The organism is Lentzea sp. NBC_00516, from assembly GCF_036346835.1.
GTDB classification, from domain to species: domain Bacteria; phylum Actinomycetota; class Actinomycetes; order Mycobacteriales; family Pseudonocardiaceae; genus Lentzea; species Lentzea sokolovensis.
The window spans coordinates 2,686,600-2,702,708 of sequence record NZ_CP107840.1; the positions used below are offsets into that span (position 1 = coordinate 2,686,600).

Annotated in this window: 17 protein-coding genes; 9 read left to right on the forward strand and 8 right to left on the reverse strand. The window is 70.1% G+C overall.

Annotated elements, in window-relative coordinates; all coding sequences use genetic code 11:
• Nucleotides 1–71: 71 nt before the first annotated feature.
• Nucleotides 72–1,211, reverse strand: a complete 1,140-nt coding sequence (locus OG205_RS12020) for a GH12 family glycosyl hydrolase domain-containing protein (protein ID WP_330276293.1) — start codon at nt 1,209–1,211, stop codon at nt 72–74.
• Nucleotides 1,212–1,541: 330 nt separating this feature from the next.
• Here OG205_RS12020 and OG205_RS12025 point away from each other — a divergent pair, with 330 nt between their 5' ends.
• Nucleotides 1,542–1,793 (forward strand): hypothetical protein, encoded by a 252-nt coding sequence (locus OG205_RS12025; protein ID WP_330276294.1) that lies wholly within the window; start codon nt 1,542–1,544, stop codon nt 1,791–1,793.
• Nucleotides 1,794–1,879: 86 nt separating this feature from the next.
• Nucleotides 1,880–3,208 carry a TIGR01777 family oxidoreductase gene (locus tag OG205_RS12030; protein ID WP_330276295.1) on the forward strand — a complete coding sequence of 443 codons (1,329 nt, stop codon included), beginning with the start codon at nt 1,880–1,882 and terminating at the stop codon, nt 3,206–3,208.
• Here OG205_RS12030 and OG205_RS12035 read toward each other — a convergent pair.
• Entirely contained in the window at nt 3,181–4,497 is a 1,317-nt protein-coding gene (locus tag OG205_RS12035) for a glycosyltransferase (RefSeq protein WP_330276296.1), read from the reverse strand. The two genes, OG205_RS12030 and OG205_RS12035, sit on opposite strands and share 28 nt — an antisense overlap.
• Before the next feature lie 269 nt (nt 4,498–4,766).
• Here OG205_RS12035 and OG205_RS12040 point away from each other — a divergent pair, with 269 nt between their 5' ends.
• Nucleotides 4,767–6,317: a glycosyltransferase family 4 protein gene (locus OG205_RS12040; RefSeq protein WP_330276297.1), complete on the forward strand. Its 1,551-nt coding sequence runs from the start codon at nt 4,767–4,769 to the stop codon at nt 6,315–6,317.
• Here the strand turns inward: OG205_RS12040 and OG205_RS12045 are convergent.
• Nucleotides 6,309–6,689 (reverse strand): NAD(P)-binding protein, encoded by a 381-nt coding sequence (locus tag OG205_RS12045; RefSeq protein ID WP_330276298.1) that lies wholly within the window; start codon nt 6,687–6,689, stop codon nt 6,309–6,311. The genes OG205_RS12040 and OG205_RS12045 overlap by 9 nt on opposite strands.
• Entirely contained in the window at nt 6,686–6,994 is a 309-nt protein-coding gene (locus tag OG205_RS12050) for a DUF3099 domain-containing protein (RefSeq protein ID WP_330276299.1), read from the reverse strand. Before OG205_RS12050 ends, OG205_RS12045 begins: the two co-directional genes overlap by 4 nt.
• A 157-nt stretch (nt 6,995–7,151) precedes the next feature.
• Here OG205_RS12050 and OG205_RS12055 point away from each other — a divergent pair, with 157 nt between their 5' ends.
• Nucleotides 7,152–8,006 carry a tetratricopeptide repeat protein gene (locus OG205_RS12055; protein WP_330276300.1) on the forward strand — a complete coding sequence of 285 codons (855 nt, stop codon included), beginning with the start codon at nt 7,152–7,154 and terminating at the stop codon, nt 8,004–8,006.
• Between the two features lie 28 nt (nt 8,007–8,034).
• On the opposite strand, the gene OG205_RS12060 is transcribed toward OG205_RS12055, so the two are convergent.
• A complete protein-coding gene (locus OG205_RS12060) occupies nt 8,035–8,235 on the reverse strand; it encodes a hypothetical protein (protein WP_330276301.1) in 201 nt (66 codons plus the stop codon).
• A 270-nt stretch (nt 8,236–8,505) separates the two neighbouring features.
• A complete protein-coding gene (locus tag OG205_RS12065) occupies nt 8,506–9,444 on the reverse strand; it encodes an AraC family transcriptional regulator (RefSeq protein WP_330276302.1) in 939 nt (312 codons plus the stop codon).
• Nucleotides 9,445–9,573: 129 nt separating this feature from the next.
• Here OG205_RS12065 and OG205_RS12070 point away from each other — a divergent pair, with 129 nt between their 5' ends.
• The gene (locus OG205_RS12070; RefSeq protein ID WP_330276303.1) at nt 9,574–9,861 is read left to right on the forward strand and encodes a DUF1330 domain-containing protein; all 288 of its coding nucleotides are present in this window, start codon (nt 9,574–9,576) and stop codon (nt 9,859–9,861) included.
• An 84-nt stretch (nt 9,862–9,945) separates the two neighbouring features.
• On the opposite strand, the gene OG205_RS12075 is transcribed toward OG205_RS12070, so the two are convergent.
• Entirely contained in the window at nt 9,946–10,431 is a 486-nt protein-coding gene (locus OG205_RS12075) for a YybH family protein (protein WP_330276304.1), read from the reverse strand.
• Nucleotides 10,432–10,528: 97 nt separating this feature from the next.
• Here OG205_RS12075 and OG205_RS12080 point away from each other — a divergent pair, with 97 nt between their 5' ends.
• From OG205_RS12080 to OG205_RS12095, 4 genes are all read left to right on the forward strand, one after another.
• Nucleotides 10,529–11,191: a TetR/AcrR family transcriptional regulator gene (locus OG205_RS12080; protein ID WP_330276305.1), complete on the forward strand. Its 663-nt coding sequence runs from the start codon at nt 10,529–10,531 to the stop codon at nt 11,189–11,191.
• A 109-nt stretch (nt 11,192–11,300) separates the two neighbouring features.
• Nucleotides 11,301–11,942: a (2Fe-2S)-binding protein gene (locus OG205_RS12085; protein ID WP_442916818.1), complete on the forward strand. Its 642-nt coding sequence runs from the start codon at nt 11,301–11,303 to the stop codon at nt 11,940–11,942.
• A gap of 4 nt (nt 11,943–11,946) precedes the next feature.
• Nucleotides 11,947–12,927, forward strand: coding sequence for an FAD binding domain-containing protein (locus tag OG205_RS12090; protein ID WP_330276307.1), 981 nt, complete (start codon nt 11,947–11,949; stop codon nt 12,925–12,927).
• Nucleotides 12,924–15,122 carry a xanthine dehydrogenase family protein molybdopterin-binding subunit gene (locus OG205_RS12095; RefSeq protein WP_330276308.1) on the forward strand — a complete coding sequence of 733 codons (2,199 nt, stop codon included), beginning with the start codon at nt 12,924–12,926 and terminating at the stop codon, nt 15,120–15,122. The genes OG205_RS12090 and OG205_RS12095 overlap by 4 nt, the downstream gene beginning before the upstream one ends.
• A 6-nt stretch (nt 15,123–15,128) precedes the next feature.
• On the opposite strand, the gene OG205_RS12100 is transcribed toward OG205_RS12095, so the two are convergent.
• Nucleotides 15,129–16,013, reverse strand: coding sequence for a helix-turn-helix transcriptional regulator (locus OG205_RS12100; protein ID WP_330276309.1), 885 nt, complete (start codon nt 16,011–16,013; stop codon nt 15,129–15,131).
• Between the last annotated feature and the right edge of the window lie 96 nt (nt 16,014–16,109).

Genomic DNA, 16,109 nt, shown 5'->3' on the forward strand with positions numbered 1-16,109 from the left:
GCCAGGTTCGATCAAACTCCGACAGCGAGCAACACGGCAGGCCCTGCCGTTACGGGTAACGGCAGAACCCCTCAGGCAGGCGTGCAGGTGATCGACACGATGCCGGGCGAGACACCACTGCCGACGACGTCGAAGCTGGTGGACTTGCCCGGCTCGAGCACGCCTTCGCGCGCGGCGCCGACCACGCGGACCGACGAGCCGGACTGGGTCACCTGCCCCACGGACGCCTTCTCCACGTGCTGGCCGTCGGGGAACGTCCAGTCGAGGGTCCAGCCCTGGACCGGCGAGTCGCCCACGTTGGTCACCTCCACGACCGCGCGGAACCCTCCCGTCCAGGTCTCCTCCACGCTCAGGGCGGCGAAGCACGGCGTGGGAGCGGACGTCCCCAGCGCCCTTCTGGGCTTCTGGTCGTCCACGGAGACGGAGAAGTTCTCGATGGCGTTGCCCGCGCCTCCGCGCCACAGGTTGAATCCGGCCTCGACCGCGATCAGGTACCAGTCCGGTGAGACCAGACCTCGTCCGACGGAGTCCCCGGTGAACGCGCTGATGTCGAGGTCCCTGACGGCCGTGGCCTCGCCGACGCGCTCGTAGGTGATCCGCACGCGGCCCTGGTCACGTGCCAGCCACACGTTCCACCGGGCGTCGGAGATCTGCACCTCGCGAGCCAGCATGACCCCTCCCGGCCGGACACCGCCGCGGCTGCGGAGCCAGATCACCATCTCGGCGCCGTCCGGCGTGCCGTCGGCGACGGGTCCGCTGTGGAACCACACCACGTAGGCGGCGTTGAAGACCCCGGTGTCGACCTGGCTGGTGATCCAGTCGCTGGTGACGCGGGGCATCGCCGACACCTGGACGGGCAGGTCGCCGACATCGGTGCAGTCCTGCCAGTGACACCCCTTGAGCAACGACGGAGTGGCGGCGGGGGCGCCTTCCGGCGACACGTCGTGCGCGGCGCTGTCGATCCGCAACGACTGGTCCCCCACGGTGATGCACTGGGGCGTTTCGGCGTTCCACACGTTGTTCTGGGCGAGGTAGTCCTTTCCCCCTGCCGGAACGACACCGTCCTTGGTGCAGAGGGACAGGCTCGCGCTCGCCGCGGGCCCCACGTTCGTCAGGACCAGGCCGACGATCGCGGCGATCAACGCTCCGCCCAGTCCGAGCGCCACGAACGCGGCGGCGACGCGGAAGGCGATGTGAGCGCTGGGATTCATCCGTGCTCCTCACTTCGGTGGTCCAGAGGCGCCGGCACCCTCGGTGCACGACCCTCTGCAGAGGGATACGCCCTGCCCGGCGATGGCGTTCATCCCGGCTCGTGAGCCTGGGCGCGACCGTGTGGGTGAGCCGTGCCACTCCATCGGGCTCGCCGGCCGTCATGCAGGTGGTCCCGCGCGGCAATAGCGTTGGTGGCAGAAGTTCTAGTTGTGGCGCGGCGGCAGGGAAATCGGGACATCGTGAGCTCACCATCGCGCCAAACCGGCGCATCGTCGACACCGGCGCCGAACCGGGCGTGCGCTCACGGACGAACTGGGCTGGGCGAGCTGATGACCGCTGTCGCGGGCGGGGACCGGACCGCGTTCGGGCAGGTCTACGACCTTCTCGCGGTGCCGTTCTACCGCCTGGTCCTGGGCGGACCGCGACGGGAAGACGGTCGGACGGCTGACCGGGCCGCGCTCGACGCGTGGACGCGGGTCTGGCGGGACGCTCCACTGCTGCTGCACGGGTCGCGCCGGCCGCTGTCCTCCGCCGAGGCCGTCGCCTGGATCATGGACAAGGCACGCGAGCAGCACCGATGAGCTCGCACGACGGTCGAGGAAAAAATCACGGATTCCGTGTGCCCGCCCATCAAGCGGACGCGGAACGGCGCACTTAGCGTTGAGTCATGGCCCTGATCTACTCCAGCGTCGTCGACGCGCCACTGGACGACGTGTTCACCTGGCACGAGCGGCCAGGAGCGATCCACCGGCTCACACCGCCCTGGCAGCCGGTGGGGGTGGTGCGCGAGGCCGGCTCGCTCGACGGTGGCCGCGCGGTGCTGGGGTTTCCGCTGGGACTGCGCTGGGGTGCGCGGCACACCGAGTACAGGCCGCCGCACCGGTTCGTCGACGAGCTCGACTCCGCGCCGCTGAAGTGGGCGTTGCGGTGGCGGCACACCCACGAGTTCCAGGCCGAGGGCGAGCGGACCCGGATGACCGACCGGGTGGACACACCGGTGCCCGGTGCGCTGCTGCGGTCGATGTTCGCCTACCGGCACCGCCAACTCGCCGCCGACCTCGCCGCGCAGGCGGCCGCCCGGGAGGCGGGCGACCGGCCGATGACCGTCGCGATCACCGGTGCCAGTGGCTTCGTCGGGACCGCGCTCTGGTCGTTCCTGAGCACCGCGGGCCACCGGGTGGTCAAGCTGGTGCGGCACTCCCCCGCAGGCCAGGACGAGCGGCGCTGGGACCCCGACCGCCCGGCCGCGGATCTCCTGGCCGGTGTGGACGCCGTGGTGCACCTCGCGGGCGCCTCGATCGCGGGCAGGTTCACCGAAGCGCATCGGCGGGCGGTCCGTTCCTCCAGGATCGGACCGACGCGCGCGCTCGCCGACCTCGCCGCGGCCACCGGTGTGGCGGTGTTCGTCAGCGCGTCCGCGATCGGCTTCTACGGCAACGACCGCGGTGACGAGGAGCTCACCGAAGACAGCGAACGCGGCGAGGGTTTCCTGGCCGACGTCGTCGCCGACTGGGAGGCCGCCACCGCTCCCGCCGCGGCGGCCGGGGTTCGGGTGGTGACCGTGCGCACCGGCCTCGTTCAGTCACCCGACGGCGGCACGCTGCGCATCTTCCACCCGCTGTTCGCCGCCGGGCTGGGCGGCAGGCTCGGCGACGGGCGGATGTGGCAGTCGTGGATCGGCATGGACGACCTGGTCGACGTCTACCACCGCGCGCTTTACGACACCTCGCTCAGCGGGCCGGTCAACGCCGTCGCCCCGGAGGCCGTGCGCAACAGCACCTACACCGCCACGCTCGCGAAGGTGCTGCACCGGCCCGCGCTGCTGCCGGTCCCCTCCTTCGGGCCGCGGCTCCTGCTCGGCGAACAGGGTGCGCGGGAACTGGCCGAGGCGAGCCAGTTGGTCCGGCCCGCCGCGCTGGCCAAGGCCGGGCACGCGTTCCGGTATCCGGATCTGGAGCAGGCGCTGCGTCACGTCCTGGGGCGCGTGCCGGGGTGAACCTCCAACACCTCCAGCAGCCGTGCGGCGCCCACGTCCGGTCCCGCGGCGCGCACCGCGTCGCGCAGGGCCGCGAACCGCTTCTCCAGCACCGATTCCAAGGCCTCCGCCACGTCCTCGGACGTGGCCGCGTTGGGATCGAGGCACACGCCCGCGCCCGCCTTCTCGGCGTCGTGGGCGATGCAGAACTGGTCGCTGGAGAACGGCAGCACCAGCGCGGGAGCCCCCGCCTGCAGGCATTCGGTGAAGGAGTTGTTGCCACCGTGGTGAACCATCGCGGCGACGTGCGGCAGCAACGCGCGCTGAGGCACGACGGACTCCACGACCACACGCGGATCAGCCGCCAGGTCAGCGAGTTCGGCGACACGGCCTCCCGCGGCGACCACCACGGTCAGGCCGGGGATTCGCAAGGCCCCGCGAACGACGGTGCGCAACACGTCGTGGCGCGCGGACAGGAACGTGCCGAGCGCGACGAGGAGCACTCGCCTGCCGCGCACGCGGTCGAGCCAGATGTCGTCGAGCGGCTCCGGAGTCGTGCAGTGGCCGAGAAAGATCTGCTGCTGGTGCGCCGGCAACGGTGGCAGCCAAGGAAGTTCCGGATAGTTCAGCACGGCGGCGTGGGAGGAGGTCAGCGCGAACGCGCGGGGCGGCACCGGCCGCGACGGAGCGAGGTCGCGCAGCAACCGGGCGAACTCGGCGGTGAGAGCCTGATCGGTGAGGCGCACCTCCGCGGCCAGTTCTGCGAGTTCTTCCGGAGACGGGCGCACGGAGGACGGCCACGCCTGCGGCAGTCCGAAGAACTGGTCGTCGCGTGACACCAGATAGGTCGGATGCCCTGTGACATAAGAAAGGAACGGCAGATCCAGCGCGTGCAGTGCCAAGGTCGTGGCGTAGTCGATCTGGTCGACGACGTACCAGTCAGGCCTCAGGCGATCGTGCAGCGCGCTCATATCGCGCATCACTTCTTCAGGTGCGGCAAGCAGTTCCGTCCTGCGTCGGCGTGTCTGCGCGAGCAGTGCTGCCGCCGCACCTCCTTTGGTGGCTTCGAGGAAGTCGGTGAGACCGCGTGCCGAGCGCGCGTCCTGCGCCGTCCGTTCCGCGACGCCGCTGTTCGATTCGCGCGTGGTTCTCATTGCCACGAAAGGGATGCCGGGAGCGAGGTCGGTGAACTCGGCACCGCAGGCGAACGTCACCGCCTGGGCACCCGCTGTGCTCAGCGCCGTGGCGAACACGGACATGGGCTGGGCGTGCGAGCGAAAGGGCGGGCTGACAACGACGAAACGCGGCACCGGGGTCCTCCTTGGTGGTGTGACTGGAAAGTTGTTCGATCCGAAGGCACCCTCCGGTTCGAACACCAGAGGTGCGGACACATCCAGAAGTACAGCGAGCACTGGAATCCCGGCAGGCCGGGGACGCCCCTGTGGCGCAGAGCCCTCACCTCCTGATCGACGCCCTGAGACGCGATCCGCGTCCGACCACCTTTTCCCTTTTGTGCGAACGGATCCCCGCGACCGTGCGCGAGCACGGCGAGGAGGCGACAACCGCCGAATTACGCCGTGTGATCTTCTCCACAAGGGACGAGGCGGTCCGCACGTGGCTGCTCGACGCGTCCTGGTTGCACCGCCTCACTCCACTGGATCCCGGCGAAGCGCGCGAGTTCGCCACGGGACCGGCGCTGTGGCGCCATCTCGACGCGCTCGGCGAGCCGGTCGACGCCGATCCCCGCTCCCCCTATGAAAAACTGATGCTCGACCTTCTGCACAACGACATCTCGTTGCCGGTCGCCTCCCCGGTAGCGGGACCCACGATCGCGCAGTCGATGCTCATCGGCGGAACGGCCAGGCCGGGCGAGGGCGCGAGCGGCGGGCTCACCGTCTTCCTCTCCTCGCTGGCCGAAGCGTTGGTCGCGCGGCAGGACATCGGCCGCGTGGTCACCGTGGTGCTCGCACCAGAACCGACGACCGTGACCGTGGAGAAGAACTCCGAGCTCGACCACTGGACGGTGCGCGTGCCGGTCGACTCGCCGATCGCGCTCGCACAGCCGGACATGGCGCGTCATCGGGCGGGAATCACCTGGTGGCTCACCAGACTTCTGCCGAGGTGCGGGCTGTCGCCGGACGTCGTGCACGTCCGCTACTCCGACGACGGCTCGCTCGCCGTGGCCGACGCCGCTCGCCTGCTCGGCGCGAAGCTCGTCTTCACCGTCACCCCGGACCCGCACCGCCACCTGGCCGAGCGCTATCCCGCGAACACCGAGGACCTCACGGCCATGCGGTTCGACCTGCACCGCGTGCGCACCGCCGACCACCTCGTCGAGCGCGCGGACCAGGTGATCACCATCGGCGGCAGGCAGGACGAGGTGCTGACGCACTTCCCCCAGCTCACCCCTGCGGCCCTGGAGGCACTCGAAGAAGGCATCGCGCCGGCGCCCCAACCCGCCGGCCGGTCACTGGTGCGGGAGCTGTTCGCGCCCTCCGCGCTGCCCCGCCTCGACGTCTCCGCCGAGGGCCTGCCCGTCCTGCTCAACGTGGGCAGGCTGCACCCGATGAAGCAGCAGCCGCTGCTGGTGCGCGCCTGGCTGGAGGCGGGTCTGCACCACTCGACCGCGCTGGTGATCATCGGTGGCTCCTCCACCGACCGGACACCGGACGAGCAGAAGGTGCTCGACGAGGTGCTCGGCCTGGCCCGCTCCGAACCCTCGGCACGGGGACGGCTCGCCGTCCTGCCGGCCTGGTCGAACGACGACGTGCGGCTGCTCCAGCACGAACTGGCGGCCGCCAAGCCGTCCTCGGGCGCACCGCACGTCTACGCCTGCGCGAGCACGAAGGAGGAGTTCGGCATCGCGGTGCTCGAAGCGATGGAGGCAGGGTTGCTCGCGATCGGTCCGCTTCGCGGCGGCCTGAGTTGTTACGTCGAGCACGGGCACAACGGTTTTCTCGTCGACACGTCGGCCGCGCGGTCGCTCGGCGAGGGATTGGCGCAGGTCGTGCGTCTCGGCGCAGCCACCGCGCCGATCGCGGCGGCCGGGCAGAGGACCGTGCGCGAGCGGTTCCGCATCGACGCCGTCGCCGATCCGTTCGCCACGCTCTACCGCGGGTTGTCAGGCTGACCTGGCCCGCACGAAGACCTCGTCCGCGCCCAGCCTGGTGAACAGGCTCTGGTTACGGGGATCGCGGACCGCCGCCACGATGGTCGCCGTCCGGTTGAGGCTGCGCGCGGCCATCGTGACCTGCAGCCCGTCCAGGTCGTCGGGAACCGCGACGACCACCCGTGCCGCGAACTCCGTTCCGGCGTGCCGCAACGCGCAGATGTCCCGTCCATCGCCCCGCGCGACCCTGGCACCGTTGGCGAACGCACTGGTCAGCGCGATCGCGTCATGGTCGAGCACCACGACATCGGGTCGATCGAAGCGCGACGGAAGATGCCGCAACACGTCCAGAGCCGCGTCCCCGTACCCCACCACCACGGTCAGGCCGGTCACCGCGACTCCTCGTCGTCGCCTGCCGTGAGCGCGGGCCGCGACGGACGCAGCCGCTGGGGCGACTCGGCCTTGCGCGGCGGCCGGTCGTTGGCGATCAGGACCGCCATCCAGGGCAGCGGAACGGACAGCAGGATCAGGATGAGCGCGAGCCACCAGATCTTCGCGAACAGCAGGGCCAGCAGGATGCACGGGATGCGCAGACTCATCATCAGGGCGTACCGGCGACGCCGTGCCGCCAGCTGGTCCTCGTAGGACGGGGCGGCAGAGGTGATCAGTACGGGGTTTTCGTTTCGGTGCGAGTTCACGACGAGACCTCCGTTCTCCTCTTTGGTTCGGAGCGGAGGCTGTTCGGGTTCGTGTCTGTTCGGTCACGCCGGAGCCCATGTTGACCAGGCTCTGGCACGGCATGGTCACCCGCCCACCGCGAATGGGCTAGCCTTCGCACAGATTGTGGGTGACCAAATGAGTGAGCCTGACTTAGGCCCGTTGAGCCGTCATGGCTCCGAGATGCTCGACAGCACCACCGAACAGGCGCCGCACGAGCAGGCGATCGAAGTGCTCGAACAGGCAGTCGCCGCGGGAGAACCCGCGGCCGCACGGCTGCTGGCCCTCGGGTATCTCGAGCAGGGCCGGCTGATCGAGGCGCACGAGTTGCTCGGTCCCCTGGTCGCGGCAGGACGTGACGATCTCGCCGACGTCCTGGCCGACGTGCTGGCCGACCTCGACCTGACCGACGACGCCGAGAACGCCTACCTGCTGGCGGTCGCCTCTGGCCACAGCAAGGCGATGAACAACTTCGCCCTGTTCCTGGCCGAGCTGGGACGATTCGACGAGGCCGTGGGCATGTTCGAGCGCGCCGTCGCCCTGGGCGACACACTGGCGCCCGCGAACCTGGCCCGCCTCCACCTGCACGACCGGCACGACGTCGACACCGCGCTTGCCGTCGCCGAGCAGCACCTCGACGCGGCCAGACCGACGACCTACTGCGCGCTGGCCGAGGTCTACGCCGAGCTCGGACGCCTGGACGAAGCCGAGCGCCTGCTGCGCGCGGCCATCGACCTGGACGCCCAGCAGGCGCACATCGACTACGCCAAGTTCCTGCACCGCCGCCGCGACGATCTCGCGGCCGCCGAACGCGAGTACCGGACAGCCGACGATCTCGGCGAGCCCGCGGCCGGCTACCACCTCGGCGCGTTCCTGCTCGAGCACGGCGATGAGGACGAGGCCGCCAACGTGCTCGAACGGGCCGCCTCCTGGGGCGATCTCGACGCCCGGCGGCTGCTGGACACCGAGTTCGAGCTCGTCACGGATCCGTGAGAACCCGCCGGCGAACAGAGCTGCGGGGTCAGGCCGTCTCGCTGGAGTGCTGCGACTCGTCAGCAGGTTCGCGGAAGAGACCGGTGTAGGACCGCTGGTCCCCGTCGGGCGACGAGTCGGACCTCGGATCGAGGTGATCCGTGTCCGGATGGCTGAAGAGCCCGTCGCCCGAGAACGCGGCCGCTGGACGCGTCCCGGCACCTGCGCCGTCTGCGCTGTGGTCGGGCACGTCGTTACGCGAAAAGTACTGGGATTGCATGGGTTTCCGACTTTCTTTGCATCCTGTGCGTGCTCTCAGCGAGTGGTACTGGAGCCGAAGCAGCCGCACGGCGCTAGGGGGTTCGGGAAGATTTGACGAAGTCAGGCCCCGATAGACGGCAATACTACACCTCATCCGCCGGCATGTGCCTCGTACGCCGCAACAGCGCGTGTCGGGACCGCGAATGGAAGTCCTCTGTGGACGCACCACAAGATCTCAACACGTTGCGCGACAGCACTTTCACCGGTTCGAGGCGACCACGTCGTCGACGTCGCGCTGCTGCCGGCGGAACTTGCCCGGCGCCGCGCCGAACTCCCGTTTGAACGCGGTGGAGAAGGCGAACTCCGAGGTGTAGCCGACGTTGCGGGCGATCGCGGCGAGCGGCGCTTGGCCGTCCCGCAGCATCTGTGCGGCGGTGCTCAGCCGCCACCACGTCAGGTAGGCCATCGGGGACTGCCCGACCAGGGACGTGAACCTGCGGGCGAAGGCGGTCTTGGACAGTCCGACCTCGGCGCCCAGTTCCTGGACCGTCCACGGGTGGGCGGGCGCGCGGTGGATGTGCTGCAGCGCCGTGGCGACGACCGGATCCGTCAGCGCGAGACACCAGCCTCCGCGCGGGCCGTGGCGTGCGGCCTCCTCGTCGAGCCAGGCGCGCAGCAGATAGACCAGCAGCAGGTCCATCAGGGCGGGAACGGCCGCCGCGGCACCGGGACGAGCCTCGATGAGGTCCGCGCCGAGCAGGTCCACCGCACTGCGCAGGGCGGAGTGGTCACCCAGCCGGGCGGGGAGGTGGACGACCTCGGGCAGGGTCCGCAGGAACGGGTGGGCCTGTCCGCGATCCAGCCGGTAGGCCCCGCACAGCAACTGCGCCTGGCCGGGCGCGGGCTCGTGGTCCGGCGGGCCTGATTCCGGCGCCAAGGGCAGCTCGGCGATGGTCCTGTCCGGACTGTCGCTGATGCCGTGCACCGCGCCGTGCGGCAGGAACACCACGTCGCCCGCGCCGAGGGCGACCGGAGGGCCGGACGGCGGAATCAGCCAGCAGTTGCCCTCGAGGACGACGTGGAAGCCGGCTCCGGGATACGGGCCGAACGCGTACCCCCACCGGCCGCTCAGACGGGAACGGGTGAACTTCGCCCGGCCAGCCCGAACCGTGGAGATCACGTCGCTGAAGACGTCCATGACATCAGGTTACAGCGCTCCGCACGGTCGTATCGCGTATGTATGCGGCCGAAACAAGCATTGGAAGGACCATCCCGAGCGCTTAGTGTCGATGGCGTCCACCACATCGCATCTTGAGGAGACGCGGACATGACCGCATATGTCGTGATCGATCTGAACGTCGCGGACCCGGCCGGCTTCCAGCAGTACGTCGACGAGGTGATGCCGTTGCTCGAGAAGGCCGGCGGCCGCAACGTGCTCACCGACGCCGACGCGCTGGTGCTCGAAGGCGACTGGACCCCGCCGACGCTCGTGATCCACGAGTTCGCCGACAGGGCCGCGGCTCAGGCGTTCTGGGACTCGCCGGAGTACCAGCCGCTCAAGGACCTCCGGCGCAAGTACTCCACGGTGAAGGTCGTCGTGGGCCAGACCGCCTGATCCCGGTTCGGCCCAGAGCCGTGCCGCGTCGCGCGCGACGAACGGCTCCGTCAGGAAAGGATCAACGCCTACACGGTTTTCGGGTTACGCAGTGGGCACGGGGACGCTCCACGGCACTCCCCGGTCGCGCTTCATCGGCGGGATCTTGAAGTTCGCGTAGGAGTACTTGCCGGTGATCGAGCCGTCGGCGTCGAAGTGGAAGACGTCCATTCCCTGCCAGACCATGCGCGGGCCGTACCGCAGCAACCCGAGCAACCGCAGCAGCGGGAAGACGCCGCGGCCGCGTGGCCCGGAGACGTCGATCCGGCACGCCCAGCGGATCGCCGCGCGCCGCCCGGGCTCGTCGACGAGCTTGTCGTGCACGTCGAAACGCATCGCGCCGTACCTGCCGGCGAACTGGGGTGCGAACTCCGCGCGGATGGCTGCCTTGCCCTGGTGCTTCGCGCCGTCTCCCGGCTCGTACTCGGCGTCGTCGGCGAAGAAGGCCATGACGCGGTCGAGGTCGTTGACGTTGAAGGCGTCGACGAACTCGTCGACCGTCGCGGACAGGGAGCGCTGCTGCTGGGTCATGAGTCGTGGCCTCCGGCCGCGCAGGGGGTGCTGACCAGCCAGACGATAAAGGAACACCGTACTTTTAACAAAACGTCCTGGTAGAGTGCCTTTCAACATGGAAGCGTCGTTCCGGCGGGCACGGCGCCCGGACCAGAAGGAGCAGCGGCGGGAGACGATCCTCGCGGCCGCCCGCGACCTCGCCGCGGACAAGGGCGTGGCCCAGGTCAGCCTGGGCGACATCGCGGCCGCGGTCGGCTTGGTGAAGTCCAACGTCCTGCGCTACTTCGGCACCCGCGAAGAGATCTACCTGCAGATCACCATGCGCGACGGCACGGACTGGGCCGACGCCGTGCGAGACCGGCTCAAGAACGCCTCCGGCATCGACCAGATGGCCTCCGCGCTGGCGGACTCCTTCGCCGAACGGCCCCTGTACTGCGACCTCATCGGCCACGCCGAGACCATGCTGGAGCACAACGTCTCGCTCGAGGTGCTGCACACCTACAAGCTGTGGGCGATCGACATGTACGCACGGGCCGGCGAGCAGATCATGGCCGCGTGCCCGGAACTGACCGGCAGGGACGGCTCCTCCGTGGTCTTCGCCGCGGGAGCGTTCGTCGGCAGGTTGTATCCCCTGTCCCAGCCCCCGCCGACGCTGGCCGAGCTCTACGCCCGCGAACCCGGAATCGCGGCTGTGTTCCCGCCTTTCCGGCCAACGCTGCAACGCTTCATCGCGGCCACCGCTGCCGGCCTGCCCGCGGTCCGAGGCGATTCCTCCTGACCGCAACCGTGCGACATTACGGCGCGCGAGCCGACGCCGGGAGTCTCTGCCGGTACATGTTCTGACAGGGAGTCCCCAGGGGACGCCGGTGCGTGATCTGGTCGGTCGCATGTCGCCCGAGCTTCCTGATCCGCCTCGCTCCCCCGCCGCGGAGTCCGAGTCGGCGTCCACGTCCGCACTGCCCCGGCGCACGTTCATCGCCGCCTCGGCCGCCACGGGTGCCGCTGTCGTCGCGGGGCCGGCGCTTCTGGGCGCCCCGGCGGCGTCTGCCGCCGGCGGGCACAGCAGCCAGGTGTCGCTGACCGTCAACGGGAATCGGCGCACCATCACGATCGACAACCGCACCTCGTTGCTGGACCTGCTGCGCGAGCACTTCGGGCTGACCGGGACGAAGAAGGGGTGCGACGCCGGCGCGTGTGGTGCCTGCACGGTTCTGGTCGATGGTCGCCGGGTCAACGGGTGCCTGACGCTGGCGGTGCGACTGGACGGCGCGGAGGTCACCACGATCGAGGGTCTGAGCCCCGGTGAGGACGGCCGGTTGCATCCGTTGCAGCAGGCGTTCATCGACCAGGACGCGTTCCAGTGCGGTTACTGCACGCCGGGACAGATCATGTCCGGCATCGCCTGCGCCCGAGAGGGACACACCGGGTCGGCGGCGGAGATCCGGGAGTGGATGAGCGGCAACATCTGCCGCTGCGGCTGTTACGTCAAGATCGTCCGGGCGGTCCAGCAGGCCGCGAAGGGGAGGTGAGGTCGTGCATCCCTTCTCCTACACCAAAGTCTCCACCACCGGAGAAGCCGTCGTGGCCGGGCAGCGAGGCGGGCGGTTCGTCGCAGGGGGCACCACTCTGGTCGATCTGATGCGCGAGACCGTCGAACGCCCCGGCGCACTGGTCGACATCGGCACCCTCCCGCTGCGGGACATCACCGGCACCGCGAACGGCGGCCTGCGGATCGGTGCGCTGGTGCGGATGGCCGATGCCGCAACCGATCGCGGCGTCCGCGGTACCTACCCGGTCATCTCCGAGGCCCTGGAACTGAGTGCGTCCGCGCAGCTGCGGAACATGGCCACCATCGGCGGCAACATCATGCAACGCACGCGCTGCACGTACTTCCGCGACGTGACCGCGAACTGCAACAAACGCGCACCCGGCTCGGGCTGCGCCGCCCTGCGGGGGTTCAACCGCGGTCACGCCATCCTCGGCGGCTCGGACCAGTGCGTCGCGACGCATCCCTCGGACGTCGCCGTGGCGTTCGCCGCGCTGGAAGCGACCGTGCACCTGCTGGGTCCGGACGGCGAGCGCCGCGTCCCCTTCGCCGACTTCCTCCTGCGGCCGGGTGCCAGTCCGGACCGGGAACAGGCCCTGCGACGAGGTGAGTTGATCACCGCCGTGGAGATCCCCGCTCATCCGCGCCCGCTGCGGTCCGGATATCTCAAGGTGCGTGATCGGCAGAGCTACGAGTTCGCCCTGACCTCCGCGGCGGTCGCACTGCACGTCCAGGGCGGTGTGATCCGCACGGCGAAGGTCGCCGCCGGAGGCGTGGGCACCGTTCCGTGGAAGCTGCCCGCTGTCGAGCGGCATCTGCAGGGCAAGCGGCCTTCGCCGGCGCTGTGGGCCGAGGCGGCGCAACGGGCGGCAGAGGACGCGCGCCCGTTGGAACACAACGGTTTCAAGGTCGAGTTGCTCAAGCGCACGGTGGAACGCCAGCTGCGCATCGTCGGAGGCGCCCAGTGACATCGCAACCGCAGAACGCCGTCGGCACTCCTCAGTCCCGAGTGGACGGACGCCTGAAGGTGACCGGCCACGCGATGTACGCCGCCGATCACGCCACCGAGGGCGTCGTGTTCGCCGCCGTGGTGGACAGCCGTGTCGGCCGCGGGCGCATCACCGGCGTCGACACCCGCGCCGCGACCGCGCAGTCCGGTGTGCTGCGAGTGATCAGCCACCTCAACGCGCCGCGACTGCCCTATGTGGACAACCCGGGATCGAACAACCCCGGGCCGAACACCCGGTTGCGGGTCTTCCAGGACGACCGCGTCCGGTTCTTCGGTCAGCCGGTCGCGGTCGTGGTCGCCACCACCCTCGAGGCCGCCCAGCACGGCGCACGCCTGGTCGAGGTCTCCTACGCCGCCGAGCAGCCCACCACCGACCTGACCTCAGCCCCGGCCGACCAGCCCGAGACCTACGCACGCGGCGACGCCGACACCGCGCTGGGTGCCGCGGCCGTCCGGCTGGACCTGACCTACCGGCTCGCCCGCAATCACCACAACCCGATGGAGCCGCACGCCACCATCGCCCGATGGGACGGCGACCGCCTCACGGTGTGGGACAAGACCCAATGGGTCGTGGGCGGCACACAACAGGAACTCGCCGCCGTGTTCGGCATCCCCCAGCAGTCGGTGCGCGTGATCTCGCCGTTCGTCGGCGGCGGGTTCGGCAGCGGGCTGCGGGCCTGGCCGCACACCACCATCGCGGCGCTGGCGGCCCGCGAGACCGGGCGGCCGGTCAAGCTCGTCCTGTCCCGCCGGCAGCAGTACTTCGGGACCGGTTTCCGGCCCGCCTACGACTACCGGGTGCGGCTGGGCAGCGACCGGAGCGGCCGGCTGACCGCGATGATCCACGACATCCGGGCGGAGACGTCGAGCTACGAGAAGTTCACCGAGGCGGTGCTGGCTCCGGGGCAGATGCTCTACAGCACGCCCCACGTCCGGCAGGCCTACTCGACGGTGCCGCTGGACGTGAACACCCCGATCTGGATGCGCGGCCCCGGTTTCACCACCGCGTCGTTCGTCATCGAGTCCGCGCTGGACGAACTCGCCGCCGAACTCGGCGTCGACCCGATCGAACTGCGCCTGCGCAACGAACCCGCCGCCGACGAGTCCACCGGGCTGCCGTTCTCCACCCGCCGGCTGCGCGAGTGCTACGCCACGGGTGCCCGCGAGTTCGGCTGGCAGCACCGCAATCCCAAGCCACGTTCCACAAAGGACGGTGACTGGCTCGTCGGCACCGGCATGGCGTCCGCCGTCTACCACACCAGCGGGTTTCCGGCCCAGGCCCACGTCCGGCTGCACGCCGACGGGACCGCACTGGTCCAGTCGGCGACCAGCGACATGGGCCCCGGCACCTACACCTCGATGACCCAGGTCGCCGCCGACGCCCTCGGCCTGACGATGCAGACGGTCCAGTTCCGGCTCGGTGACTCGAACATGCCGCCGACCGGGCCACACGGCGGCTCGACGACCATGGCCAGCGTCGGCACCGCGACCCAGACCGGCTGCGACACCGTGCGCCGGCAGGCCATCACCATGGCGGTGAACGACCCGCGCTCCCCCTTGCACGGCATCGACCTCAACGAGGTCATCGTCCGCAAAGGACGGATGCACGTGAAGAACGACCCCACCAGGGGTGAGACCTATCAGCAACTGCTGAGCCGCAACCGCCGTCCGCACCTCGAAGCGATCGGGACCTACACCGGGTCGGCGCACGACCGGTTCTCGATGTCCGCCTACGGCGCGGTGTTCGCCGAGGTGGCCGTCGATGCCAGGCTGGGCATGGTCCGCGTGCGGCGGATGCTCGGCGTGTACGACGCGGGCCGCATCATCAGCCCGAAGCTCGCCGACAGCCAGGCGATAGGGGGCATGGTCGGCGGCATCGGAGCCGCCTTGCTGGAGCACACCGTCACCGACCCGCGCGACGGCCGCATCGTCAACGCCGATCTGGCCGGCTACCTCGTGCCGGTCAACGCCGACATCCCCGACGTGCGCGCCATCTACCTCAACGGCAACGATCCCGAGGCCAACCCCATCGGGGTCAAGGGCCTGGGCGAGATCGTGCTGGTCGGAGTCGCGTCCGCCATCGCCAACGCGGTCTTCCACGCCACCGGACGCCGCGTCCGCGACTTCCCCATCACCGCCGACGCGCTGCTCTGAGCCTGGTCAGCCGGACAGCTGCCGTGTGCCCGGTTCCTGCGAGGCCGCCCAGGAGGAGAGCAGCCGCAAGGCCTCCTCGGAGGGTGAGCCGGGCTCGGCGGCGTAGATGGTGAGGGTCAGCCCCGGTTCCGCGGCCATCTCCAACCCCTCGTAGGACAGCGTGACGTCCCCGACGACGGGGTGGTGGAAGGTCTTCGAGCCGGTGCCGTGGTGGCGGACGTCGTGGGCGCCCCACCGCGTGCGGAACTCGTCGCTGCGCGTGGACAGCTCCCCGATCAGGTCGTGGAGTTCCTTGTCGTACGGGTTGCGGCCCGCTTCCGTGCGCAGGATCGCCACGCAGACGTCGGCGAACATGTCCCAGTCCGGGTAGAACTCGTGCGAGGCCGGGTCGAGGAACTGGAAGCGCGCGATGTTCGGGGGTTGCTGCGGGCTCGCGTAGACCGGTGCGTAGAAGGCTTGTGCGAGTCGATTCGCGGCGAGCAGGTCCATCCTGCCGTTGCGGACGAACGCGGGCCCTTCGGTGACCGCGTCCAGAGCCCACTGCAGGCTCCGGTGCGGGGTCCACTGCCTGCTCTTCGCCCGGCGCCGGGGCCGCACTATCGCGCTCGTGCCGTCCGCCGCCCGCGCCAGGTCGAACAGATGCGCGCGTTCCGCCTCGTCGAGCCGCAGCGCACGCGCCACCGCGTCCAGCACTCCGGCCGAGACCCCGGCGAGCGCGCCGCGCTCCAGTTTCGAGTAGTACTCGATGCTCACGTCGGCCAGCGCGGCGACCTCGCTGCGGCGCAGTCCCGGTACCCGGCGGTTGCTCCCCGCGGGCAGTCCGGCCTGCTTCGGGGAGATCTTGGCTCGCCGCGAGATGAGGAACTCGCGGACCTCCTTGCGATTGTCCACGCCCTCACGGTAGGCCGGGCGGCCGTCGCGAGGGGTGTCCTGTCGGTACACCTTTCGGGAGAAACTCCCTGGTCCACGACTTCAGCGGTGTCATGG

Bases quoted from the DNA above. Each gene is read 5' to 3' on its own strand.
- OG205_RS12025 (WP_330276294.1), top strand. From the start codon at position 1,542: ATGACCGCTGTCGCGGGCGGGGACCGGACCGCGTTCGGGCAGGTCTAC.
- OG205_RS12085 (WP_442916818.1), top strand. From the start codon at position 11,301: ATGTCGCCCGAGCTTCCTGATCCGCCTCGCTCCCCCGCCGCGGAGTCC.
- OG205_RS12070 (WP_330276303.1), top strand. From the start codon at position 9,574: ATGACCGCATATGTCGTGATCGATCTGAACGTCGCGGACCCGGCCGGC.
- OG205_RS12030 (WP_330276295.1), top strand. From the start codon at position 1,880: ATGGCCCTGATCTACTCCAGCGTCGTCGACGCGCCACTGGACGACGTG.
- OG205_RS12080 (WP_330276305.1), top strand. From the start codon at position 10,529: ATGGAAGCGTCGTTCCGGCGGGCACGGCGCCCGGACCAGAAGGAGCAG.
- OG205_RS12055 (WP_330276300.1), top strand. From the start codon at position 7,152: ATGAGTGAGCCTGACTTAGGCCCGTTGAGCCGTCATGGCTCCGAGATG.
- OG205_RS12020 (WP_330276293.1), bottom strand. From the start codon at position 1,211: ATGAATCCCAGCGCTCACATCGCCTTCCGCGTCGCCGCCGCGTTCGTG.
- OG205_RS12065 (WP_330276302.1), bottom strand. From the start codon at position 9,444: ATGGACGTCTTCAGCGACGTGATCTCCACGGTTCGGGCTGGCCGGGCG.
- OG205_RS12075 (WP_330276304.1), bottom strand. From the start codon at position 10,431: ATGACCCAGCAGCAGCGCTCCCTGTCCGCGACGGTCGACGAGTTCGTC.